Annotated in this window: 20 protein-coding genes and 1 tRNA gene; 10 read left to right on the plus strand and 11 right to left on the minus strand. The window is 62.7% G+C overall.

Annotated features, from left to right (window positions below):
* Window positions 1-21: 21 nt before the first annotated feature.
* From CFR80_RS09570 to CFR80_RS09595, 6 genes are all read right to left on the minus strand, one after another.
* On the minus strand, window positions 22-1,347 hold the full coding sequence (locus tag CFR80_RS09570) for a UDP-glucose dehydrogenase family protein (protein ID WP_010515199.1): 1,326 nt from the start codon (window positions 1,345-1,347) through the stop codon (window positions 22-24).
* Between the two features lie 84 nt (window positions 1,348-1,431).
* Window positions 1,432-2,601: an AGE family epimerase/isomerase gene (locus CFR80_RS09575; RefSeq protein ID WP_110507285.1), complete on the minus strand. Its 1,170-nt coding sequence runs from the start codon at window positions 2,599-2,601 to the stop codon at window positions 1,432-1,434.
* Window positions 2,598-4,058: a D-glycero-beta-D-manno-heptose-7-phosphate kinase gene (gene rfaE1 / locus CFR80_RS09580; protein WP_010515197.1), complete on the minus strand. Its 1,461-nt coding sequence runs from the start codon at window positions 4,056-4,058 to the stop codon at window positions 2,598-2,600. The genes CFR80_RS09575 and rfaE1 overlap by 4 nt, the downstream gene beginning before the upstream one ends.
* Before the next feature lie 307 nt (window positions 4,059-4,365).
* Window positions 4,366-4,440: transfer RNA gene (locus CFR80_RS09585), tRNA-Thr, on the minus strand.
* A gap of 98 nt (window positions 4,441-4,538) precedes the next feature.
* A complete protein-coding gene (dksA, locus tag CFR80_RS09590) occupies window positions 4,539-4,952 on the minus strand; it encodes an RNA polymerase-binding protein DksA (protein ID WP_010515196.1) in 414 nt (137 codons plus the stop codon).
* 111 nt (window positions 4,953-5,063) lie between these two features.
* Complete coding sequence (locus tag CFR80_RS09595; protein WP_010515195.1) at window positions 5,064-6,650, minus strand: efflux transporter outer membrane subunit; 1,587 nt, start codon at window positions 6,648-6,650, stop codon at window positions 5,064-5,066.
* 223 nt (window positions 6,651-6,873) lie between these two features.
* Here CFR80_RS09595 and CFR80_RS09600 point away from each other — a divergent pair, with 223 nt between their 5' ends.
* From CFR80_RS09600 to CFR80_RS09610, 3 genes are all read left to right on the plus strand, one after another.
* Window positions 6,874-7,590, plus strand: coding sequence for a TetR/AcrR family transcriptional regulator (locus CFR80_RS09600; RefSeq protein WP_029329579.1), 717 nt, complete (start codon window positions 6,874-6,876; stop codon window positions 7,588-7,590).
* Between the two features lie 323 nt (window positions 7,591-7,913).
* Window positions 7,914-10,118, plus strand: a complete 2,205-nt coding sequence (locus tag CFR80_RS09605; protein ID WP_010515192.1) for a TonB-dependent receptor — start codon at window positions 7,914-7,916, stop codon at window positions 10,116-10,118.
* 45 nt (window positions 10,119-10,163) lie between these two features.
* Complete coding sequence (locus CFR80_RS09610) at window positions 10,164-10,697, plus strand: GNAT family N-acetyltransferase (protein WP_181418189.1); 534 nt, start codon at window positions 10,164-10,166, stop codon at window positions 10,695-10,697.
* A gap of 212 nt (window positions 10,698-10,909) precedes the next feature.
* Here the strand turns inward: CFR80_RS09610 and CFR80_RS09615 are convergent, their stop codons facing one another.
* Together CFR80_RS09615 and CFR80_RS09620 are read right to left on the minus strand one after the other, a co-directional pair.
* A complete protein-coding gene (locus CFR80_RS09615) occupies window positions 10,910-12,289 on the minus strand; it encodes an ammonium transporter (RefSeq protein ID WP_010515190.1) in 1,380 nt (459 codons plus the stop codon).
* A complete protein-coding gene (locus tag CFR80_RS09620; protein ID WP_010515189.1) occupies window positions 12,286-12,624 on the minus strand; it encodes a P-II family nitrogen regulator in 339 nt (112 codons plus the stop codon). The genes CFR80_RS09615 and CFR80_RS09620 overlap by 4 nt, the downstream gene beginning before the upstream one ends.
* A 224-nt stretch (window positions 12,625-12,848) precedes the next feature.
* Here CFR80_RS09620 and CFR80_RS09625 point away from each other — a divergent pair, with 224 nt between their 5' ends.
* Together CFR80_RS09625 and CFR80_RS09635 are read left to right on the plus strand one after the other, a co-directional pair.
* Window positions 12,849-14,552 (plus strand): alginate export family protein, encoded by a 1,704-nt coding sequence (locus CFR80_RS09625; RefSeq protein WP_010515188.1) that lies wholly within the window; start codon window positions 12,849-12,851, stop codon window positions 14,550-14,552.
* Between the two features lie 103 nt (window positions 14,553-14,655).
* On the plus strand, window positions 14,656-15,930 hold the full coding sequence (locus CFR80_RS09635; protein ID WP_042658915.1) for a chloride channel protein: 1,275 nt from the start codon (window positions 14,656-14,658) through the stop codon (window positions 15,928-15,930).
* A 275-nt stretch (window positions 15,931-16,205) separates the two neighbouring features.
* Here CFR80_RS09635 and CFR80_RS19275 read toward each other — a convergent pair whose 3' ends face one another.
* Both CFR80_RS19275 and CFR80_RS09640 read right to left on the minus strand, forming a co-directional pair.
* Window positions 16,206-16,382: a hypothetical protein gene (locus tag CFR80_RS19275; RefSeq protein WP_010515186.1), complete on the minus strand. Its 177-nt coding sequence runs from the start codon at window positions 16,380-16,382 to the stop codon at window positions 16,206-16,208.
* 114 nt (window positions 16,383-16,496) lie between these two features.
* A complete protein-coding gene (locus CFR80_RS09640) occupies window positions 16,497-17,351 on the minus strand; it encodes an aromatic ring-hydroxylating oxygenase subunit alpha (protein ID WP_010515185.1) in 855 nt (284 codons plus the stop codon).
* 178 nt (window positions 17,352-17,529) lie between these two features.
* On the opposite strand from CFR80_RS09640, the gene CFR80_RS09645 reads away from it, so the two are divergent.
* The 3 genes from CFR80_RS09645 to CFR80_RS09655 all read left to right on the plus strand — a co-directional run bounded on the left by CFR80_RS09645 (window position 17,530) and on the right by CFR80_RS09655 (window position 19,537).
* Complete coding sequence (locus tag CFR80_RS09645) at window positions 17,530-18,192, plus strand: Rieske 2Fe-2S domain-containing protein (RefSeq protein ID WP_110507287.1); 663 nt, start codon at window positions 17,530-17,532, stop codon at window positions 18,190-18,192.
* Window positions 18,189-18,809, plus strand: a complete 621-nt coding sequence (locus CFR80_RS09650) for a glutathione S-transferase family protein (protein WP_010515183.1) — start codon at window positions 18,189-18,191, stop codon at window positions 18,807-18,809. Before CFR80_RS09645 ends, CFR80_RS09650 begins: the two co-directional genes overlap by 4 nt.
* 122 nt (window positions 18,810-18,931) lie before the next feature.
* A complete protein-coding gene (locus tag CFR80_RS09655) occupies window positions 18,932-19,537 on the plus strand; it encodes a hypothetical protein (protein WP_010515182.1) in 606 nt (201 codons plus the stop codon).
* Here CFR80_RS09655 and CFR80_RS09660 read toward each other — a convergent pair.
* Window positions 19,518-21,674 carry an FUSC family protein gene (locus tag CFR80_RS09660; protein WP_010515181.1) on the minus strand — a complete coding sequence of 719 codons (2,157 nt, stop codon included), beginning with the start codon at window positions 21,672-21,674 and terminating at the stop codon, window positions 19,518-19,520. The genes CFR80_RS09655 and CFR80_RS09660 overlap by 20 nt on opposite strands.
* Window positions 21,675-21,914: 240 nt before the next feature.
* Between CFR80_RS09660 and CFR80_RS09665 the strand changes: the two genes are divergently transcribed.
* A complete protein-coding gene (locus CFR80_RS09665) occupies window positions 21,915-22,424 on the plus strand; it encodes a MarR family winged helix-turn-helix transcriptional regulator (protein ID WP_232275774.1) in 510 nt (169 codons plus the stop codon).
* Between the two features lie 241 nt (window positions 22,425-22,665).
* Window positions 22,666-24,015 (plus strand): GntT/GntP/DsdX family permease, encoded by a 1,350-nt coding sequence (locus tag CFR80_RS09670; RefSeq protein WP_010515176.1) that lies wholly within the window; start codon window positions 22,666-22,668, stop codon window positions 24,013-24,015.
* The last annotated feature ends 313 nt before the right edge of the window (window positions 24,016-24,328 follow it).

The raw sequence follows: 24,328 nt of genomic DNA on the forward strand, positions 1-24,328 counted from the left end.
TAAAAATGGATGGCAGCCCATTCAGGCAGATTTCGGGCCGGTGTGGCCCCGTCCTACGCCGGTATAGGAAAACCCGGCTTTTTCCACATCAGCGGGATTGTAGACATTATGCAGGTCCACCAGCACCGGCATGTGCATGAGGCCGCGCATGCGCGGCAGGTCCAGCGCGCGAAAGGCGTCCCATTCGGTCACGACCGCTACGGCATCCGCCCCCGTGACCGTTTCGTACGCATCGGTGCAGAAGGTAATGCCATCCAGCACCTGCCGTGCCTGGTCCATGCCAACCGGGTCGAAGGCGCGTATGGTTGCGCCCGCATCCTGCAGGGCGCGGGTAATGGCGATGGAGGGCGCATCGCGCATGTCATCGGTATTGGGCTTGAAGGTCAGGCCGAGCAGGGCAATCGTCCGGCCCCGCACGTCACCGCCCGCGGCCTGGATGATCTTGCGGCCCATGGCGCGCTTGCGCTGTTCGTTCACGTGGGCCACGGCTTCGATAATCCTGCCCGGCACGCCGTAATCCTGCCCGGTCTTGATCAGGGCGCTGACATCCTTGGGGAAGCATGACCCGCCAAAACCGGGGCCCGCGTGCAGGAATTTCGAGCCGATGCGGTTATCCAGCCCCATGCCGCGCGCGACATCCTGCACATTGGCACCCGCGCGTTCGCACAGGTCTGCCATTTCGTTGATGAAGGTGATCTTGGTGGCGAGGAAGGCATTCGCCGCGTATTTCGTCAGTTCCGACGTGCGGCGGTCGGTAAACAGGATGGGGGCCTGATTGAGGAATAACGGGCGGTAGATTTCCGCCATCATTTCCCGCGCGCGCGGGGCGGTCGTGCCGATCACGATGCGGTCGGGACGCTTGAAATCCCCGATGGCGGCCCCTTCGCGCAGGAATTCGGGGTTTGACGCCACGGCAAAATCGGCATCGGGTCGTGCTTCGCGGATCAGGCGCTCGACCTCGTCGCCCGTGCCTACGGGCACGGTGGACTTGGTGACAACCACGGTATAGCCCCGCAACTCGGCCGCGATGGCGCGGGCGGCGGCGTACACATAGCGCAGGTCGGCATGTCCATCCCCCCGGCGTGATGGGGTGCCGACGGCAATGAAGACGGCATCCGCATCCTGCACGCCCCATGCCAGATCCATATCGAAATACAGGCGCCCCGCCGCCGCGTTGGTGGTGATCAGGTCCGCAAGGCCCGGTTCGTAAATGGGTACCTTGCCCTGGCGCAGGGCTTCCACCTTGCGTGGGTCGGTGTCGATGCAGCGGACCTCGTGCCCGAAATCGGCAAAACAGGCACCGGTGACCAGTCCGACATAGCCTGCCCCGATAACAGCAATTTTCATTCCAGTTCCTCCTTATCGGGAAACCCGTGCGCCCTCAGGCGCAACGGGCGCGCCAGCGCGGCAGATGATCCGGCCCGGTTGATGTCATGGCGTGGAGTGCGAGAGGTTTTCCGCCGCATCCCTGTGTCCCTGCCCTTCCGTCAGGTCACAGACCGCCCCGTAAATATGGTAAAATGAACTGGCGGGCATATGGTCCATAGGGGTTGTCCCGTCCGCATTCAGGCGGTCGATCCACCCCCCGTTCAGGTGGGATGGAATGTAATGGGTGGCGAAATTCGCCAGTATTCCCGTAATTATGTCAGATGACACCGGTGCAGACCGGTTCGCGCCAAGGGAGCGGATCAGTTCCGTCTGGGGCCAGATGCGCGTGCCTCCATCCACAATCCGTCCGTCCTGTGCGACGGCATTACGGATGACGGGGGGCATGGTGCCTGTCGTATGGGCCAGCGCGGTCAGGTGCAGCCTGCCGGCAGCCTGCCTGATGACTGCTGCGTCCCCGGGTGCGCACAGGCGCAGGTATTCATGCAGCAGCCATGACCATTCCAGCAGGTGGCCAGGTTCCGCCCGGTTCTGGCCCGCGGGATAAAGAGGCTGCCAGTCGGCGCTGAAATCCTCCAGCAGCAGTCCGCTGTCCGGATCGATGAAACGCGTGGTGGCCAGCGTGATCAGCCGTGCCGCGCGGGTATGGTATATTTCCTCCCCCATGGCGTCATACAGGGCCAGCCATGCTTCCAGCAGGTGCATGTGCGGGTTCTGCCGCCGGGTGGCGTCACGGGGCGGCACGGCATCCATGAACCCCGGTCCGGAGGTGTGGAAGATCGTTTCCAGTTCGGTCGCGGTCTCCGCCGCGCGTCGCCTTAATCCCGGATCCCCCGACAGCCGGTATGCCCAGGCATAGGCAAACAGGATGAAGGCATGCGCATACAGGTCCCGTCGCCGGTCGGCCGGCCGCCCGGCGGGGGCGAGGGAGAAAACCCAGCCCGCCGCACCATCGGCACGGTGGTAACGGCGTTCGACTTCCGCGAGGCAGCGCAGGGCCATGTCACCGGCACCGCAGTCGCCACGCAGGGCGGCGCGGCAATAGGTCGCGATCTGGCGCGCCTGCACCATCAGGCGCAGGGCAGGCAGGGGCAGGGGACGCCCGTTGAAATCAAGCCGTTCATGAAACAGGGCGCGCTGCCTGTCGAAACCATTTTCAGACCATAGCGGCAGGGCCTGCCGCACGGCCCATGACTGGAACCGGGCGGGCGTCACGCTGGGATATCAGTCTCGGCTCCGGGCTGGCCGCCCGCCTGCTTCACAAGCGAGGTGGTTGACCTGCCGGGCATGATGTCAACCAGCACGACGCGACCGCCATTGGCTTTTACAATGTCGCCCCCCACCACCTCATCCTCGCGGTAATCCGCGCCCTTTACAATGACGTCGGGCAGGATCATGCGGATGGCCTCTTCGGGTGTGTCCTGGTCAAACAGCACGACCAGATCGACACTGCGCAGCGCGCCGATCACGGTGGCCCGGGCGCGTTCGTCCTGTATGGGGCGGCTGTCTCCCTTCAGGCGGCGGACGGAGCGATCGGTATTCAGTGCGACGATCAGTTTGTCCCCCTGTGTCGCCGCCCCCTGTATGAGCGAGATATGACCGGGATGCAGCAGGTCGAAGCACCCGTTGGTAAAGACAACCCGTGCACCGTGGTGCCGCCAGTCCCGCGCCATGGCGGCAGCCTGTTCCAGGGAGACGAGTTTGCCGGAATCCGGCATGTCGCGCATCAGCGCGTGGCTGAGTTCGGAACGCGATACGGTGGTCGTCCCCAGCTTGCCCACCGCCACGGCGGCGGCCGTGTTGGCAATGGTTACCGCCGTTTCCATGGACTGTCCCGCTGACAGGATGGCCGCCACGGTTGCCACCACGCAGTCCCCGGCGCCGGAGACATCGAATACCTCGGCCGCCCGGCTGCGCACATGGCTGACCGTCCCGTCATCCTGCCACAGGGTCATGCCTTCTTCCGAGCGGGTGACCAGTATGCTGCCGCAGGACTGCGCGCCCGCCGCGCTGGCGGCCGCCGTGATCTGATCGTCCGTGCTTACCGGCAGGCCGGTTGCCCGCGCCAGTTCCTGCCGGTTGGGCGTGACCAGCGTCGCCCCGCGATAGGCCGCAAAGGACGTACGCTTGGGGTCAACGATGATGGGAATGTTCCGTGTGCGCGCGCGGGCGATAATGTGTTCCAGCACGCTGTCATCCAGCACGCCCTTGCCATAATCCGAACAGATCAGGATATCCGCCCCGTCAATGGCCAGATACGCCTGCTTCACCAGTTCGGCCTGTATGGCAGGTTCGGGGGGATGGGTGTCCTCGTTATCAATCCGGACGATCTGCTGGCGTCCGCTCATGACCCGTGTTTTGGTGGTGGTCTGGCGATGGGCGTCGCGCACCAGTCCACGCGTATCGATCTGGTCCCAGCGTGCAAGTGTATGGGACAGCCGGGTGGCGTGTTCATCCACCCCCACCAGACCGACAAGGCGGACGTGGGCCCCGAGCGCTGCCGCATTCGCCGCGACATTTGCCGCCCCGCCTGCCACGATATCAAGGTGTTCATGCACCAGAACAGGCACGGGCGCCTCGGGCGAGATCCGGTCGATCCGACCGGAAATGTAACGGTCCAGTATTACATCGCCCACAATGGCAATGGTGCCGAAATGCATGTTCTCAATCATGAGGAGCCTACCGTTCCCGTAACCGCATGCGCTGCTTTAATATGGGAGCCGCGGAATTCACAAGAAGAAGCGGCTCCACCCGCCCCTGTACGGGTCGGGTCAGGCAGTCGTGACAGCATATTCAGGCCGACGCACCGGGTCGAGGGGCAGCGGGCGTCTTCATGCGCCGCGTGGCAGGTATCCCGCAGGAAACGGGCCGACATATGGCTGCATCTGCTGCTGGCAGCTGACAGTCACGAGCGCTCTGCTCCGGACCTGCAGGAACCGAGGCGGGCAGACATACTGATGGGAATGTAAGGGAAAATCATGGTGCTGCTGGACAGGATTGAACTGTCGACCTCTCCCTTACCAAGGGAGTGCTCTACCACTGAGCTACAGCAGCACTGTATGCGCGCTTCCTAACTTTTCCTGCACCGGCTGGCAACCCCCTTTTGTCGTGTTTCGGCAAATTGGGATCATCCAGCCGGGGGACAGGTGGGATCAGTCGTCGCGGTGGATGCGTTCCATACGTTCGTGACGTTCCTGCGCCTCGATCGAAAGGGTCGCGATGGGGCGGGCTTCCAGCCGTTTCAGCCCAATGGGCTCGCCCGTTTCTTCACAGAAGCCATAGGTCCCGGCCTCGATACGCAGCAGGGCCTGATTGATCTTGGAAATCAGCTTGCGCGCCCGGTCGCGTGTGCGCAGTTCCAGCGCGCGATCGGTCTCGACACTGGCGCGGTCGGTAATGTCCGCTTCGTGAATGCCACCTTCAGACAGGCTGGCAAGTGTTTCGTCCGCTTCCTTGAGGAGGTCCGCACGCCATTTCAGCAGTTTGAGGCGGAAATATTCCACCTGCTGCGGATTCATGAATTCCTCATCATCCGAAGGGCGGTAATCGGGGGGCAATGTAATCATGATGACAGGTCCCTGCGCCGTGGTTCCGTATGGCGGCGTATGCCCATCCAGTCGGGAACGGGGCGGCTTATACTAGCATGGCGCGTGCGCGCCAAGCCTTTAACGCCGGATTCAGGCGGGTTGGTGCGATGTGGCGGGAGCAGGGGTGGCAGCAGGCGTGCCAGCCGTAGTGGACGGCTGCGCGCCCTTTGCCTGCTTCGTGCGCGGTGCCGGTTCGGGGTACGTGGTTTCCCATCCACCGCCCAGTGCATTGTAAAGACGGACAAGATTGCCCGATATGGTGGCCGTACTGGTGGTCAGATCGGATTGCGCGCCCAGGTACTGACGCTGGCTGTCCAGCACGTTCAGGTAGGTGACCATGCCGTGGCGGTACTGGTCCTGCGCCAGTTGCAGGGCATGGTGGCTGGCCTCCATGCGCTGGGTCAGGTTGTCGTGACGGAGCTGTTCATCGGTATAGGCGGTCAGCGCGTTGTCAATGTCGTGCCATGCGCCCAGCACGGTCTGCTGGTAGGTGATGGCGGCTTCCTTCTGGGCGGCCTTGCGCAGTTCCAGCTGTCCGCGCAGGCGTCCGCCCTGGAATATGGGCAGGGTGATGGACGGCCCGACATTCCATGCCTTGGCATTCCAGAACCCAAGGTCGCGGAAAGACAGGGATTCAAACCCGAACCCGGCATTGATCGTCACGCGCGGATAGAATTCGGCCACCGCCTCGCCCACCTGCGCGGTTGCCGCGTGCAGGTTGGCTTCGGCCCGGCGGATATCTGGGCGACGGCGGGCCAGCTCGGATGGCACGCCCACCGGCACGCGCGGCGGCACGGGGGGAATGGCGGAAGCGGTCAGCAGTTCATCGGACAGGGCGCGTGGCGGCTCGCCCATCAGCAGGCTGAGCGCATTGACCTGCGCCACCAGCTGCTGCTCAAGCTGTGGCAGCTGCGCCAGCGTGTTTTCATACTGTACGCGGGCCTGCTCCACCTCCATGTCGCTGGCCAGTCCCTTGGTGTAGCGCTGCTGGTTCAGGTCCAGCATGGATTTGGCCACGTCGCGGTTTTCCATGACGATGCGCAGCTGTTCCTGCGTGTTGCGCAGGTCCATGTAATCACGCGCGACTTCGGCCTGTCGTGAAATCAGCATGCCGCGCCGGGCTTCGTTGGTGGCCTGTGTCTGGGCGGCGGCGGCTTCGTACTGGCGGCGCACGCGGCCCCACAGGTCAATTTCCCATGTGGCGTCAATGCTGTCGCGCCACTGGTTGAACAGCGGGATCTTGGCCTGTCCGGGATGTACTTCGGCCAGTACGGGGGCTTCCTGCATGACGCCGGGATTGCTCTGCACATCGGTCACGATCCGCTGCAGCATCTTGGTGCTGTACTGCTGGCGGGCATACGACCCGGTGGCGGACATGGCGGGGTAGCGTTCGGCCCCTGCAATGCGCAGTTCCGCGCGGCTTTGCGCCATGCGGTAGGCATAGCGGCGGACATCGAGGTTATCGGTGGCGACGCGCTGTTCCAGCTTTGTCAGTTCAGGATCGTGGAAAATGGTCCACCACGCGGTATCGGGATCATCCGGCGTGGTCTGGCTTGCGACCTGCGCAGGTGTGCCATTCGTGCCGGTCGTGGCGATACGCTTCGGGCCGCCGTACTCCTTGGGCGTCCAAGGGGTTGGCTTGTGGAAGTTCGGGCCGACCGCACACCCGGCGGTCATGACCGACAACCCAACCACCGCCGTGCGCCATGAAATTCCCCTACCCACCAACGCGGCCCCCTGTTGTCCCTGAAACAGTTAATATAAATCTGTATGACCTTGGCAGGGTTTTGCTACCATGCCATGAATTGACCGATCAGTTCGGTCAGTCCCCTAGCCTATCGGCTTTCCTCACGGGGTCAATCGAAAGTACGTACCGAATAACGGGAGCAGGATGATTTCCATGGGTACCACGCCAGATCAGCCCGGTCAGATTCAGGCTGAAAGCTGCCCGCTTTCCGGTACGTCGGAGGCCAAGCGCCAGCAGATCCTGGCGGGTGCCGCGCGTGTCTTCGCCCGACAGGGATATGAAGGGGCCAGCATGTCGGGCATCGCGCGCGATGCCGGTGTGTCCAAGGGAACGCTGTATAACTATTTCGAAAGCAAGGCCACGCTGTTCTCCGCCTTCGTGGAACAGTGCGCATGCGAGAAGATGCCCCTGCTGTTCAGCCGGATTGACGAAGGGGCGAACCTGACGGAATCGCTGGAACACCTGGCCGTGGCCATGATCCGGCTGCTGACATCGCCGCTGTCGCTCATGCTCAACCGCATCATCATCTCAGAAGCCGGGAATTTTCCCGATCTTGCCGAAACCTTCTGGAAGCATGGCCCGCAGAAGGCCATTGGCATCCTGTCAGCATGGCTCATGCAGCATAATGATGCGGGCGTGCTGAACATTCCCGACCCGATTTTCGCGGCGGAGCAGTTCTATGGCCTGTGCCAGACCCGGATCGTGGCGCGGGCGCGGCTGCAACTGCCGGTCGACACGGATCAGGCGCATATTGAATTCATTGCCCGTTCTGCCGTGCGGACGTTCCTTAATGCCTATCTACGGGACGCCCCGCGTCTGCCACCGGTGCTGATGGAACGTCCGGCATCCGGTAGCGGTCAGACGTCATAAAAGTTTTTGGGGTACTGCCTTTTTTAAAAAGGCGGTGTCCTTTCGAAGCTTTTTGAAAAAAGCTTCACTCAAAAAATCCTTCGGTTTTTCAGGCTGTTTCACAGGAAAGCGCTTTCGGCTGTCCTGCATCAACGTGCTGACGGAATGGCCCGTGGTTCTGGTTGCTCTGTCCATGGAGCAGGGCGGCCATGTGCATGTTGCATAAAAACAACATTTTTCCAGCTCCGCGCAAGTGTCTGCTTTTAGGGGTTGTTATGTTATATTGTACCAATATACGGCTGGGTCATCCGAAATCTCCTGACTGGATGCGAGCCCACCCTGACATGACGCGTTTATGGTTTTCCCGTCACCCGCTATCTCCCGCCATGCTGGCGGCCATGACCGTGCTGACGCCGGTCTTCCCCCTCGTGGCGCAGACCACGACGGGCACAGGCGTGCTCACGACCGACACGACCACCACGCAGGTGGCGGATACGGATGCCACGCGCCGGTCCTCCGCGCCGGATGCCATGACGGTCACCGCCCGGCTGGACCGCGCGCGCATCCAGCTACAGCCTTCCACCGGGGCCACGGTGCATGCCTTCAGCCGCAAGGCGCTGGAAACCATTCCCGGTGGTGACAATGCCGGGCTGAACAGCGTGCTGCTGCAGGCCCCCGGTGTGGCGCAGGACAGTTACGGGCAGATCCATGTCCGAGGTGACCATAACGAAGTGCAGTTCCGTCTTGATGGTGTGCAGCTACCCGAAGGGCTGAACGTGTTCGGCCAGACGCTGATGACCCGCTTTGCCGACAATCTGTCACTGTCCACCGGTGCGCTGCCGGTTCAGTACGGCTTCCTGCAGGCGGCGGTGGTGGACATCACGACCAAGAACGGGGCCACCAACAAGGGTGGCAACGTGTCCATTTATGGCGGTGCGCGTGACTACTTCTTCCCCTCTGCACAGTATGGGGGACAGCATGGCAGGTGGGATTACTTTTTCACCGCCGATTACGTGCATGATCGCGTGGGCATCGAAAACACCACGCCTTCGTTCAATGCGCCGCATGACCTGAGCAATCAGTACCATTTCCTTGGTCACCTGCGGTACACGGTGGATGAGAACACGCGGATCAGCCTGATTGCCGGTGTGTCCAATGCCGAGTACCAGTTGCCCAATATCGGCGGCCAGCCCATGTTTGGCGATGATTACAGCAGCCTGCTGCCCCAGGCGCCGGGTAGTGATAACCTGAATGAACGCCAGAAGGAAATCACCGATTTCGGCATCCTGTCGCTGCAGAAGGAAATCGGGGCGTTCAGCCTGCAGACGTCGGTTTTCTCACGCTACAGCAGCCTTGGCTACAGCCCCGACCCCAATATGGGCGACCTTGCGTATATGGGCATCAGCCAGCATGCCGAACGGTCTGTCATGTCTACCGGCACCCAGAGCGACGTGACATGGCGCGTGCGACCTGACCACACCATCCGTTTCGGCTTTCAGGTCTTTGCCGAACGCAACATCACCAAGGCGGATGCCACGGTGTTCAATGATGCGGACCAGCAGGTCAACATCCATACGGGCAATGGCCGCACGGGCGACATCTACGGGCTGTATGTGCAGGATGAATGGCGACCGCTTCATAACGTGACGGTCAATTACGGCCTACGTTTTGATGGCGTGGGGGAATATACCAACGAACATCAGCTCAGCCCGCGTATCAATGTGGTGTGGCGCGCGTGGAAGGGGGCGTCGCTGCATGCCGGGTATTCACGCTACTTCACCCCGCCGCCGTTCGAGGTGGTGGGTGGGTCCGACCTGCAGCAGTTTGCCAATACCTCCGCTGCGACCGATGTCAGCCGTAGCGATACGGTCAAGGCCGAGCGTGACCATTACTTTGATGCCGGGATCGAGCAGATCATCCTGCCCGGCTGGCGCGTGTCGTTCGATGCCTATTACAAGCTGGCCCATAACCTGATTGATGAAGGACAGTTCGGTGCGCCCATCATCCTGTCAGGCTTCAATTACCGGCGCGGGCAGGTCAACGGCTATGAATTTTCCACGTCCTATGACCGCGGACCGCTGTCACTGTATGGCAATTTCGCGTGGTCGCGGGCGATAGGTAAGGATATTACCAGCGCGCAGTTCAACTTTGACGGTGATGACCTGAAATATATCAGCCAGCACTGGATCCATCTGGATCATGACCAGCGCTGGACAGCTTCGGCAGGTGGCTCTTACACCTTCTTCTATCGCAGCGGACATCCCACCCGCATCTCTGCCACCATGGTATATGGCAGTGGCCTGCGGCAGGATTCGGACGTGCCCAATGGCGGCGTCATTCCACAATACGCAACGTTCAACATGTCACTTGTGCAGTCCTTCCGCGACCTGTTCCATTCCCGCTTCCTGCGCACCACGCAGTTGCGGCTGGATGTCACAAACCTGTTCGACCATCCTTACATGCTGCGCAGCGGCACGGGTGTTGGTGTCGGGGCGCCGCAATATGGGCTGCGCCGGACCATCCTCACCGGTATTTCGCAGTCGTTCTGACCGGGTGTGTTAGGGTCATCGCGGTACACAGCCGGGATGACCGCAATGCCGTTTTCCATCCGACTGGCGGGCGAAGGTGATGCCCGCCTGCTTCCCGCCATCGAACATTCGGCAGGGCAGGCATTCCGCGCGGTGCCGGAACTGGCATGGGTGGCGGATGATACGGGTATGACCGTTGATGCGCACCGTGCCTGTATCGAGACGTGCACCTGCTGGGTTGCTGTTGATGAACAGGAACGGATTGCCGGATTCCTCAGCGCGCAGCCCCATGGACATGACCTGCATATCCTTGAAATGTCGGTGGCCCGTGACCGGCAGGGCAGGGGGCTGGGCCGGCGGCTGCTGGCGGCGGCGTATGACGGGGCGCGTGCGCGTGGGCTGTCCGGGTTGACGCTGACAATCTTCCGCACCATCCCTTGGAATGCCCCGTTTTATGAAAAGGTGGGTTTTGACCAGTTACTGCCCGCTGCACTGGATGCGCGCCTTGCCGCCCTGTTGCGGGAGGAGGAACAGGCAGGGTTTCCCGCCGGGTTACGCTGCGCGATGCGGCGGGATGTGATGCGGACGCAGGGGGCGTAAAGCGCTTTCTGTCTGCTTCAGGGATGGATGAATGAAAGTTTTCGGGCGTCGCCTGTTTTCAGAAAGGCAGCGTTGTTTCGAAGCTTTTTGAAAAAAGCTTCACCAAAAACTTCTTCATGATAGGCATATTTTTTAATTGGCTGTTCCGCATGAAAAAAGGGCGACCCGTCAGGGCCGCCCTTTGTGCTGGTAGTCAGGAATGGCGACGGGGATCAGGAATTGATCCGTTCGCCATGCAGGCTCATGTCCAGCCCTTCCATTTCCTCGTCGCGCGTGACGCGCAGGCCGATGGTCAGGTCAATCAGCTTGAGCAGGATATAGGTCAGCACCGCGCACCAGGCGATTGTGATGCCAACGGATTCCGCCTGCGCCACGAACTGCGAGAACGACCCGCTGACCCCTTCGGGGCTGGCATCGGTTGCCGAAAGCGGGCCATAGGCGAACACCCCGGTCAGCAGCGCGCCCACGATGCCGCCAATGCCATGCACGCCAAAGGCGTCGAGGCTGTCATCATACCCCATCATGTGCTTGAGGCCCGTCGCCCCCCAGAAGCAGATCACGCCAGCGGCCAGCCCGATCATGAGCGCACCACCCGGCAGCACGAAGCCTGCCGCAGGCGTAATGGCCACAAGCCCGCCCACGGCACCGGAGATGATGCCCAGTACCGTCGGCTTGCCGGTCTTGATCCATTCCGCGCACATCCACGACACGCCAGCGGCGGCGGCGGCGATCTGGGTGGTGGCCATGGCCATGCCCGCACGCCCGTTCGCGCCCACGGCGGAGCCTGCATTGAACCCGAACCAGCCCACCCACAGCAGGGATGCGCCAATGACGGCATAGGTCAGGTTGTAGGGCGACAGGTCATCTTCCCCATAACCCTTGCGCCGCCCGATCACGAGGGCCGCGACGAGGCCCGCGATCCCGGCATTGATATGCACGACGGTGCCGCCGGCGAAGTCGATCGCGCCGATCTTGCTGGCAACCCATCCATCCGGCCCCCAGACCCAGTGGGCAACCGGCACGTACACGATCAGCGACCACAGGATGGTAAAGACACACAGCGCGCTGAACTTCATGCGTTCGGCAAATGCGCCCGTAATCAGCGCCGGCGTGATGATGGCGAACGTCATCTGGAACGTCATCCACACGCTTTCGGGAATGGTCATGGTCGTCGCGGCGGGGGTGCCAGCGGCCATGGTGAAGGCCACGTCGGACCCCTTGCTGATTCCCGCGCCAAGGCCATTGAGCATCACGCGCGACAGGCCGCCGATGAACGCGTTGCCCGACGTGAACGTCAGGCTGTAGCCCAGTACCATCCATACCACCGTCATGATGCAGCAGATGCTGAACGACTGCATGAGGGTGGCCAGCACGTTCTTCTTGCGCACCATGCCCGCATAGAACAGGGCAAGGCCGGGAACGGTCATCATCAGCACAAGGCCCGTGCTGATCAGCATCCATGCCGTATCACCCGTGTCGATCGCGGCGGGGGGCGCGTCGCCCGCCATGGCGGGCAGGCTGCCCATGCACAGCGCAACCGCCGCCGCAGCAGGCCCGAACTGGCGGGCGCTCTTGCCAATCTTTATGATCACAGCGCGTTTTCTCCGGTTTCCTGTGTCCTGATGCGCATAGCCTGTTCAAGGTCGAGGACGAAAATCTTGCCGTCACCAATCTTGCCGGTGCACGAAGCGCTCTGGATCACCTCCACAACCTTCTCGCACTGTGCGTCCGCCACGGCGATCTCAAGCTTGATCTTGGGCAGGAACTGGATGTTGTATTCAGCGCCGCGATAGATTTCGGTCTGGCCCTTCTGGCGGCCATATCCCTTGACCTCGGTTGCGGTCAGGGCATCCACCCCGATGGAATGCAACCCCTCGCGCACCTCATCGAGCTTGAACGGCTTGATGACGGCAATGACGAATTTCATTTCGTTCCCTTCCTGCCTGGCCCCTGAAACATCGTTTCGCTGTCTCTGTTCCGTACAGGTAACCATATCCCGAAGCAATATGAACTTGCTAGCGCCTTTAGGCACGGTTGTGCAGTGGTCGCGTGTTGCCATTATCTGCGCGTCGTGTTCCCGGTTTTCTGTTTGCGCTGCGGATAAATGTCCGTATTGGAAAGGTTTCGTAACGAAAGGCGCTTTTCCACTTCATGTCTGATCTTCCCGTCCGCGCGGTACCGCGGCCTGTCCGGTCCAGGGGGCAGTGGTCTTTTTCCGCCCTGGCCCTGCCGGTATCCGGTGTCCTGGCATGGGGCGCGCAGGACCATGCGGCCCGTGCGTCGGTCCCGCAGCCGGGACAGGGGACGGCGGAAAACATCCATGTGCATGCCGCCCCCGTGCCCCCGGTCGAGTATCTGCCGCAGGCCAACCCCGTGGGGCAGCCCATCCGCATGCCGGCCACGGTGCACCACCCGTCGGGTCACCAGTACGACTGGGGCGTGTTCAACCGTGACAATGGGGAAGCGGCCGGGTTCGGCCCGGTCGGCCGCTATGGCGTGGCGCGCTGGGCCGAGGACTGGAGCACCCTGCGCAACCGGGCGAAGCGTGACGACCCTTTCGATGTGCTGAAATACATTCCCCTGACCCGCAGCGGGAGCGCGTGGATCAGCTTTTCGGGTGAGACACGCGCACGTAACTGGTTCGAGAACCGCCCCGTACTGGGGGCTGCGCATGTGGCCGATTCCGGGCGCTTTACCGTGCGCAACCTGTATGGGGCCGACCTGCATCTGGGCACGCATGTGCGGCTGTATGGCGAACTGATCAATGCCGATGCGGGTGGCTGGCGTCCGTACGGGTATGGCAGCACCTATCGCAAGCAGCTTGATGCGCAGCAGGCCTTTATCGAGGTGAAGGGCCATGTGGCGGGGGCAAAGGCGGGGTTCATGTTCGGCCGTCAGGCCTTTCTCGATATGCCGGCCTATGTGCTGTACTATCGCATGTCCTCCTCCGTGCCGCTGGCGTGGAACGGGTTCCGGGCCTATGCCGCGTGGTCGCGGGTGCGGGTCGATGCGTGGGATTTCGTGGGGACCGACATTTCGCCACATGGCATGTTCCACGATACGGAGGATTACAGCACCCGCCTGTATGGCGTGGAGACCACATGGGCGCCGCCTGACTTCACCTTTCTGGGGCAGGCGGGGTACTCGTTCCTCGATCTGTTCTATTTCGGCACCAAGGCGGGCGGGGGGATCAGTGGCGTGTCCGCGCCGTCGTTCGCGGTGCAGCAGGGCATGGCCACGCGCAACAATTTCGGTGGCCGGTGGCATGGCATCGCGGGACCGGTCGAATTCTCGGTGGGGGGCATATGGCAGGGCGGTGCCTTTCGCGCCACGGGACCGGACAGCCCGTCGCGTCCGATCAATGCCTGGTCGTTCAGCAGCAATGCGGGCTACCGGCTCCCGCATGACCGTTTCCATACCTTTGTCGGCATGCAGGCGGATGTGTTTTCGGGCGGGGATGCGCGGCGCAATACGGTGGGGACATACAGTCAGCCCTTCAACCCGCAGCTGACCTATGTCGATGCATCCCTGACCGTATCCGAATCGAACATGGTCGATATCGGGCCGGAGGTACGCATGACGTTCTTCAGGTCGCTCAGTGTCATGGCGCGTTACCCGCTGTACTGGCGCTACAGCACGCAGGCCCCGGTCTCGCGGCCGGGCGCGTTGCAATATGCTTACCATTACAACGGGTCATTCATCGGCATGGCCCCGCAGGCCACGCTGACATGGCAGATCGGGCCCCATCTTTCATGGGGGCAGACCCTGTCGCGTTTCATGACCTCTGCCGCGCTTAACCATGCGGGGGGAAGCAGTGGCACCTATTACATGTCCAATCTGTCCTTCCGCTTCTGAAACCTGTCTTGCGTCCGGACCCTGATCCGGCATACCCCATGCAATCATGACCGCACCCGCTTCCTCCCCCGTTCCGCCTGCCGCTTCCACGCCCTGGCCGGTCATGGCCATGGCGGTCATCTGCACGGGTATCCTGTCCGGGATCGGGGGGACGGTGCTGTCGCTGCTTCTGCATGCGATCCAGCATGTCGCCTATGGCTACGGGCAGGCGGGGGGGCCGCATAATTTCCTGCTCGGTGTCAGCGCGGCACCGTACTGGCGGCGTATTGCGGCACTGTCGGTTGCCGGTGTGGTGGCTGGCGTGGGCTGGTGGGCGCTGGGCCGTTTTGGCAGGCCGCTGGTCAGCATTGCCGCGGCCGTGGGCAAGACGGGGCTGGGCAAGCCCATGCCGCCGCTGTCCACCGTGGTCCACCTGCTGCTGCAGATCGTGACCGTGGCCCTTGGCTCCCCGCTGGGGCGTGAGGTGGCGCCGCGTGAACTGGGGGCGGTACTGGCCACCGGCACGGGCCGCCTGCTGGGACTGGCGGCAGAGGACAGGCGCATCATCATCGCCTGTGGCGCGGGGGCCGGCCTGTCAGCGGTGTATAACGTGCCGCTGGGTGGGGCGCTGTTCATACTGGAGGTACTGCTGGGCAGCGTGGGGCAGCGCACCGTGCTGTGCGCGGCGGCGGCGTCAGCTATCGGGGCATTCGTGCCGTGGGCGGTGCTGGGTAATGTGCACCAGTATGAAATCGGGCCGATGGCGGTGACCGCCCCCGTGGTGCTGTGGGCGATCTGTGCCGGTCCGGTTATTGGCGTTGGCGCGCATATGGCCAAGCGGCTGATGGGCATCGTGCAGAACCGGGCGGCAAAGGGGCCGTCACGCATTGGCTGGTGTCTGGTGGTGTTTCCCGTGCTGGGGGTGCTGACATGCTTTTACCCGCAACTGCCGGGCAACGGGCGCGGGCCGATGCAGCTGGCGCTGTCGGCGCGGCTGGGTATGGAACTGGCCGCCATTGTGCTGGTGCTCAAGGTCGTGGTGATCATGGGCGCGTTGCGCGCGGGGGCGGCGGGTGGCCTGCTGACACCCAGCCTGACCATGGGGGCGTTGCTGTCCACCGTTGTGGCAGGGGCCTGGAACATGGTCCTGCCGGAAGTGGATGAGGGAAGTGTCGCGTTGCTGGGGGGGATCGCCTTCCTTGGAACGTTCATGTCCATGCCGCTGACGGCTGTGGCACTGGGGATCGAGTTCACGCATCTGGGCCATGACATGTGGATCCCGGTTTTCCTGACATCCGCCGGGGCGCTGGTGGCCTTCCGGGTATGTGGGCGGGTGGTCGGACGCCCGGTTGCCCAGACACAGCCCAGCGCGCCGGGCAGCATGTCGGCCCGTTCCTGACCTCCGGAAGCAACCGGTTGATAAAACAGAATAAAAGTTTCTGGGTGTCACTACGAAGCGTCACCAGAAACTTTCTCATGTCTGTCCGATATTTTCCGCGCCGTTCCTGAACGAAAGAAAGGCGACACCGTTCCTGATGCCGCCTTTCCCTGAGGACAGTTGCCGTTTTCGGTTATGACAGACCGTCAGCGCCATTCATTCCACGCGACCCTGTCCCGATACAATGGGGGGCACACTCACGTTTCAATGACATCACGGCATCGTAACCCCAGGGTTTATTTTTCCGCGAACGGGTCGAAATCGCCGTCGTTTTCACGCACGCTCCACCACCCTTTGTTCCACTGTTCATAGGCGGGCAGGGTTTCGTCAAAGGGGTTTTCGATCAGCGGTTCGCCCCTGGTGGCGGCGGCCTTGCCCTGTTCAAAGGCATCGGGCGGGGTCTGGTCGGTCATCGGTGGTTTTCCTGACTTGTCTCTGTCTGGTGATGCGTGACGCTTACACCATGTCTTAAGCGCGGGCAGCCCCACGCGGCGGAAGGGGGTAATGCGTCAGGCGCAGGTGTTCGGTCAGGCCGTCGTGCCATATGTCATCCCGCGGTCACGCAGCCACCGGCGGTAGGCGACCGACATGCGGTCCGCCATGGTGGGGATTTCCGCCCCCGCTGAAAGGGGCAGCCTGCGGGGGCGCTGGTTTTCCAGTATGATGCGGTCCTGCAGGAAGATGGTCTGCTGGAATTCGACCAGGTCAGCCTGCGGCGCGTCATCATCAAGCAGGAACATGACCGGGTGCGCGCGCGAACATTCCTGCGTCATGGGCTGCACGAACAGGGCAATGACGTCAAAGCGTTCGGGCTGCGCGGGACAGGTCTTGTACAGCAGCGTCACGAATGGCCCCGCCACCCGGTACAGGTATTCGGTATTGATCCCGTCGGTGGCGGACAGGGCGGCCTGTGGCTGGAAGAAATGGCAGTCCGTGGCCCAGACCTCGTTGCCGCCTTCACGCAGTTCAATGGTGTAGCGCGCGACTTCGGTATGTGGCTCGGCACCCAGGATGTTGGTGTGGACGAAGGGAAAATGCGCCATGTCGAGAAAGTTCTCGACAATGCGCGGGGCCGATGTCCGCACCGTGAACACCCCGCAATCCACCAGCCTGCGGTCGGGTTCCAGTGCTTCGTCAATGGCGGGAATGTCGCCTGCGGGCGTGCCGGGACAGGTCCACAGGCAGCCGTGGCGGGCGCGTACGGGCAGGGTACGCCTGTCCGCCACGTCGCAGGCGAAGGGATTGCCCTGCGCATCCTGACCGAAGGTGATGTGGCGATCGAGCAGCATGGTATCGGTCGGGGTGGTGCGCAGCTGTGACAGGGGACTGATCACATACCAGTCGGACAGGATGGTTTCATCGACGGCGGTGATCTGTGTCATTGCCCGGTTCCTGTTTGCAGTATGCCATCGCATGGGGTGCGATTGCCGTGACGGTGGCGTAATGTTAGCGCTCAGCATAATGGTGCGCCATAGTGGCGTGCAAAGGAAGATACGCTGTCAGCCCATGCGGTGACAGTGTGCGGTCATCCGGACGGGCTGGAAAGGGAGCGGGGAACGTATGGAAAGATGGCAGCCGGTCAGTGTCCTGTCCAACATACGCCGTGGCGAGGTCGCGGGCGTGCGGATAGGGGGTCATGAAGTCGTGCTGTGGCGCGAGGACGCGCAGGCTGCAACCCTGCATGCGTGGGAGGACCGCTGCCCCCATCGCGGCATGCGGCTGAGCTTTGGCTTCGTGCGTGATGACGCACTGGGCTGCCTGTACCATGGCTGGCAGTTCGGTGGTGCCGCGCGGTGCAGGCTGATCCCCGCCCACCCACGGGTGCGCGTGCCCGCTTCGATCCATGTGCGGACCTATACCGTGCGCGAACATGCGGGTCTGGCATGGGTCAGCATGGAAGGGGCGGAGGACTTTCCCCACCAGCAGGCGGACTGGCCGGAGCACGCGCAGCCGGTGCGCACCGTGCATGTGCATGCGCCGGTAGGGCAGGTGCGCCATGCGGTTGGCCTTGCGCCCGACGGAGGTATGGCGTGGCATGGACCGGTCGGTCTTGCGGTGCATGAACCGGTCGCGGGACAGGCCATGCTGCATGTGGTGCGGGCGGCGGACGGGCCGTCTGCCCTGACGCTGTCGCACTGGGCCGAACGGCTGCGTGATGCGGTGGAAGGCGGGGCGCAGACGGCCCCCGTCATGGCGGAACTGGCGGCGGGAGCGACGGCATGACCTCTGGACTGACCCTGTATGACTGGACGCCGGATGTGCGCTGTTACGCGGTGCGCCTTGGCCTGTCGCTCATGGGTGTTGCGTATGATACGCAGGCGGCGGATATGGATCTGCCCACGTTCCAGCGCCCCGTGGGGCTGCGGCCGGGCGAACGGCCGCCAGTTCTTCTGGTGGCGGGTGATGTGCGTATGACCCGTCCGGGCACCATCATGCAGTTTGCCGCCCGCCAGCCAGCGGTTGCGCGGGCATGGCTGGACCCGGCGCATGAATGGGCGATCCTGGACTGGCTCGATTTCGGGACGATGGCGCTTGATGCACTGGCGGCGGCGCGGGATCTGGCCTTTGGCACCACGCTGCCGGTCCTGCCGCCCATGGGGGCGCTGGTGGCCGCCCTGCGCCGGATGGAAGACCACATGAGTGCGCGGGCAATGGCGGGCCATGAGTGGTTCGCCGCCCCCGCCGCCAGCATTGCCGATGTGCTGCCATTCGTGGTGTTTGCGCTGTCGGCAGACCTCGAAGTGGAACGCGACACCTGTCCCGCGCTGCGGCGCTGGGCGCATCGCATGCGCGGGCTGCCGGGTTTTGTGGTCATGCCCGGGGTGCCGGACTATGCCTGACGCCGTACATCTTTGGATACATGACTGCATTTCCACGTTATGGAATACGGGACGCCGGTCCGGGCGCAGGCCTGCCGGCAGGGATTCACACCCGATAAGAAACTGAGGAAAGAACAACACATATGAACGTGAAGCTGTTTGCACCCCGTCGCATTGCGGCGGCACTGGCCATTACCATTACGGCAGGTGCCACCAGCCTGTGTGGGGTGTCACATTCCGCCATGGCGCAGGCTGCCCCGGTTATCGTGGGCAACCAGACGGCGACTGCAACCGTCGAAAGCGTGGACCACGAAGCGGGCATGGTGCTGCTGCGTGACAAGGCGGGCAACCTGGATACCGTGCGCGTGGATCCCGACCTGCGCGCCAAGCTGCCGACCCTGCATGCCGGCGACAAGATCGGCCTGCGTATCGTGCGTACCATCGACGCCGTCATCGCTCCGCCGGGCGCGCCGATGCCCGAATCAACCGAAAGTGCGGCAGGCACCCGCACCGGCCCGCACCCGCATGGCATGATGGTGTCCTTCAAGCGTGAACGCGTGAAGGTGACGGGCGTCGATACGTCCCGCAATCAGGTCGTGTTTGTCGATCCCGATGACATTACCCGCGTCGTGCTGGTGCGCCAGAAGCCGATGCAGGAATTCCTGAAGACCCTGAAGCCGGGTGACGAAGTGGACACGACGGTCATGGACGCGGTGTCGTTCTCGGTGCTCAGCCGGCTTCCGTCCTGACGGCCGCAAGCGGCGGACGGTGGGCGGCAGGATAATCTTCCGCCCATTGCAGTGGGCCACGCTGGTCAAGGAAGCCGGGAATATCCTGGATGATCCGCGCCGCCTGCTCCAGGCACGCCATGGCCTCGACCTGTGCCGGGGGGCGGAGGGTGATCGCGTCGGGCGGGCATAGCGCATCAGCCGCCCGCCGCAGTCCCGCCGCCGTCAGCAGCGGGTTGTGCGCCAGTTCGGAAAACGTATCCAGCGCATCGTAAATGGCCACCTGCTGCGCCCCGGTTATGTCGGGGCTTGTGGCTAGCAGGCGGATACGCTCCACCAGCCGGCCCAGCGACAGGGTGGCAAGGGCTGCATCTATATATTCATGGATCATGGCGGGCCGGGCGAAGAAGGACAGCCGCATCGCCAGGCGCAGTACTTTCTGCAGTTGCAGGTTTTCCCACACCAGCCATTCCTTGCCCTGCCTGCGGCCCGACAGCGCCAGTCTGCGCAGGCTGCGTGTCAGCGACGTGACAAGGCGTGCGGCGTCCAGCCGATGGTTGGGCGGCAGGATGACCCGAAACGACAGCACCAGCATGATGCAGCCCATAAGCAGCGCCATCCACCCGTTCAGCAGGCTGACGTCATTATAGTAATGGATCGGGTTGTTGACCTGCAGCATCACGGTCGAGAACACGCCATAACCAAACCCGCCAACCCCGAATTTCGGGTGGAACTGCAACCAGATCCCCGGCAGCAGCATGATGCACAGCGACAGCCACAGCAGCGGGTAGCCGTCGATCTGCGGCAGCAGGTAGGTATGGCATAACAGCCCCGCCGGAACCCCCAGTGCCGTGCCCGTAGCCATAAGCCCCGCGGCACGCGATGCGGAGGGAAGGGTGGACAGCAGGCTGGCTGCCGCCACCACGTACAGCATCATGGTCGGCGCCGCCGTCCAGTGCAGGACGTACCAGATCAGGCACGCAGACATGGTGATCAGCATACCGCGCGCGCCGTTGCGCAGCGCCGTTGGCCATTCCAGATAGGGTTGCAGCCGCAGCCTGCGCCCGGCGCTGCCCCGGCGCGAAAGATCCTGCAACGCGGTTTCGATCTGGCCCAGCAGGTCCTGTATGTCATCAAGGAACAGCAGCGATTGCGGGGAATGCGTCTCACGCGCCTGCGCGATCATGAGGTCGCGGGTGTGGCGGATGCGCGCGCACCCTTCCATCCAGCTGGCTTCCAGTGTCCTGTCCGCCGTCCGGTCCATTAGGAACTGCAGCATGGATACGATTTCACCATGCACCGTGCGGTCCTGTTCAGTGTCGGATGCGGTGATGGTGTGGGGATGGTAGGACGCCACGATGCCCGACAGGCGCGCCAGTCCCGCGCGGATTTCACGTTCGCGCACACTGATGTCGTAATTGTCGGTGGCCGCGTATTCCACCGCGTCGGACAGGCGCCCGATCCGTGCCAGCATGGCCGCCCGGCTGTCGTGAAAATTGGTGGGCAGGGAACGGAACGTGCTGCCCGGCCCGGCGTCCGGGTTCTGTGCCGGCACGTTGGTGTAACCCTGGTGGAACGCTAGGATATAGCTGACCGTATCACGGAACAGGGCATGGATCTGCACGAACAGCGTGTCCGACCGGCGCGGCGATGTGACCATGAACACGGCCGCCGTCGTCACGATTCCCACCACCACGGCGGACAATCGTGACATGGCGCTGAGGAAGATGCCATCAGGATCCCCGAATGCAGGGGCCGAGATGATGACAATGGTATAGCCCGTCAGCACGGCGGCATAGGCACGGAACAGCCGCAGGAAGGTGGCCGCCATGCACGCCAGCCCCACCGTGACCGAAAGCCCCATGAAGTACAGGACCGGGGACTGCACGAACACCGCCATCAGCCCCACGCTGATGGAAGCGCCGATAATGGTCCCGATCACACGCCATACGCTTTTGGAAACCAGCGCGCCCACCGTCGGGTTGGCCACGATCATGACAGTCGTGACCGAACTCATGGGGGACTGGAGCTGGAAGCTGAATGCCAGAAACAGCGCGATGGCAACCGACAGCAGTGCGCGCGCGCTGAACGCCGCCGTAGTGCGGAGCGTAGCCCACTGGGCATCGTCGGAAAAATGGCGCGTAAGGCTGGACAACATGATTGGGTGCCGACTCCCGGCTGCGGCGTGTGGGGCATCCTGATACCGCATGCCGCAGGAAGATAAAGGGCAGGGAACCCGATTTATTGTATGACAATTAATGCCATGTCAATTATATCTGTGCTGCATATCGGTGCCGCCGGGCAGCCATCGCATAAATGGGTCATGATCAGCCCATGCGGGCATGCTATCGGGCAGGCAGAAGACTTCGGCGGGGTCTGACACCAGCAGGGGATGCGCATGGCTGACCGTTCACCATTACCTGATATAGAGGGCGCGGGCTTTCAGGACATGCGGATGACGTTCCTGACCATGCGGCTGGCCAATACGTGGCGGCTGGGTCTGGACCGTGCACTGCGCCCCGAAGGCATGAGCATGGCGATGATGCGCCCGCTGGCGTATCTCATGATGCTGCCCGACCGTGTCAGCCAGCGCACGCTGGCCCATGCCATGAATACCGACAGTTCGGCGCTGGTGCGCGTGCTGGACCTGCTGGAGGAAGAAGGGCTGGTCGAGCGCCACCCCGATCAGGAAGACCGGCGCGCCAAGAGCCTTGTGCTGACCCCGCGCGGCAGGCGCAAATGCGCGACCCTGCACCGGATCTGCGCGGCCATGGAGGCACGGGTGCTGCAGGACGTTCCCGCCGACAGGGCCCGCGACATGATGGACGTCCTGTCGCACGTGCTGCGACAGGCGGAAGGCGTGATGATGGAGCCTGCCGGCACGCCGTGCCGTGAGAGTGGCCCCTGACAGCAGGCTTGTCCCAGACCAGAAATCATAAGGAAATTTCCGGTGCGGCTTGTTTTCAGGGAAAAGCGGTGATTCGAAATTTTTATGATTTTATATCAAAGACTTATTATAATAGAGTCCCTGACTGACCTGTATCAGGTCGTCCTGTCCGGTCCTGCTGTAATAAACATCATGTCCGTCGTGGCTGGCTGATGCCACGATAGGCCACGTGCCGGGACATGGAATTGGGGGATAGGCATCAATGTCGGTCGGAATGGCCCTGTTACTGGCTGTTGTGGCCATATGCGTTGTCGTTTTCCTGATTGAACGGGTCAAGCTCAACCCGTTTCTTGCGCTGCTGATCGCGTCCATGCTGCTGGGCTTTGCCGCGGGTATGCCGGCGGCGCGGGTCGTGGCCTCGTTTGAAAGTGGTTCGGGGCAGGTGCTGGGGCAGATTGCCTCGGTCATTGCGCTAGGGACCATGCTGGGCAAGATGCTGGAAGTGTCGGGCGGCGCGGACCGGATCGCCATGACGGTGGTGGCGCTGGCGGGACCGCGACGGCTGGACTGGGCCATGATGGTGATCGGCCTGCTGGTGGGGCTGTCGGTTTTCTTTACCGTGGGCTTCGTCATTCTGGTCCCGCTGGCATTTTCCATCGCGCGGCAGACCGGGCGGCCCATCCTGCATGTGGCGCTGCCGGTTACCGCCGCCCTGTCCGTGGTGCAGGGATATATGCCGCCCCATCCGGGCACCATGTTCGCGCTGGCGGCCTATCATGCCGATATTGGTCGCCTGATCTGGATGGGTGCTGTGGTCAGCGTGCCCGTCGCGATCGTGTCCGGTCCTGTCTATACCCGCTTCATCGTGCCCCGCCTGTCAGCCGATGCGGGAGCAGATGCGGCACATGCCCACGGGCATGATGCCCCCCGCGCGCAGGCGGATCTGCCGGGATTTGGCATTACACTGTTCACCATTCTGGCGCCCATGGTGCTGATGCTGGCGGGATCGGCCACGCGGTTCATGGGACCATCCACAGGTAGCTGGGCCGTGGTCCTGCGGTTTGTGGGGGACCCCAATGTGGGGCTGGCGCTGGCGGCGCTGCTGTCGTTCTGGACGCTGGGGCTGCGGCGGGGACTGACGCGTGAAAAAATCCTGGCCTATTCCAATGAATGTCTTGGCCCGCTGGCCAGCCTGCTGCTGATGATTGGTGCGGGCGGTGGCTTTGGCGCGGAACTGATGGACAGCGGCATTTCCGATGCGATTGCAGGCGCTGCGGTGGACATGCATGTGCCGTTGCTGATCCTGGCATGGGGACTGGCGGCAGGCATGCGCGTGGCGGTGGGGTCCGCCACCGTCGCCATGAGTACGACCGCCGGAATTGTCGCCCCGATCATGGCGCATGGTCAGGGTGTGTCCCCCGAGCTGCTGGTGCTGGCGACGGGGGCGGGGGCCGTCATGTTCGGCCCGATGAATGATTCGGGTTTCTGGCAGGTGCGCGATGCGCTGGGCCTTACGGTTCCGCAGACATTGCGCACATGGTCCGTGATCGAGACCCTGATTGGTGTGGTGGGACTGGTGATGTGCATGATTCTGGGGTGGTGCGGGCTGTAGGTTACGCGCGGGACGCGGTGTCCCTTTTGCTTGGGGCTGTTTAACAACAACTCATTGATAAAAATGGGATAAAAGTTTCTGGATGTCGCCTTTTTTCAAAAAGGCGACGTTTTCCGAAGCTTTTTGAAAAAAGCTTCACCAAAAAATTTTGGTAGATTCACAGGGTATTTCATAAGACGACTGCTTCAAACAGTTCCTTATTGTTCTGCAGGTATGGGCCTATCCTAAATTTCGTGTTTGGGCGTTTGATGCGAAAGAAGGAGCAGCATCATGGCCCGACGCAAGAAACCCATCATCCCTGACGATGTTCTGG

The organism is Komagataeibacter oboediens, assembly GCF_003207815.1.
GTDB classification, from domain to species: Bacteria; Pseudomonadota; Alphaproteobacteria; order Acetobacterales; family Acetobacteraceae; genus Komagataeibacter; species Komagataeibacter oboediens.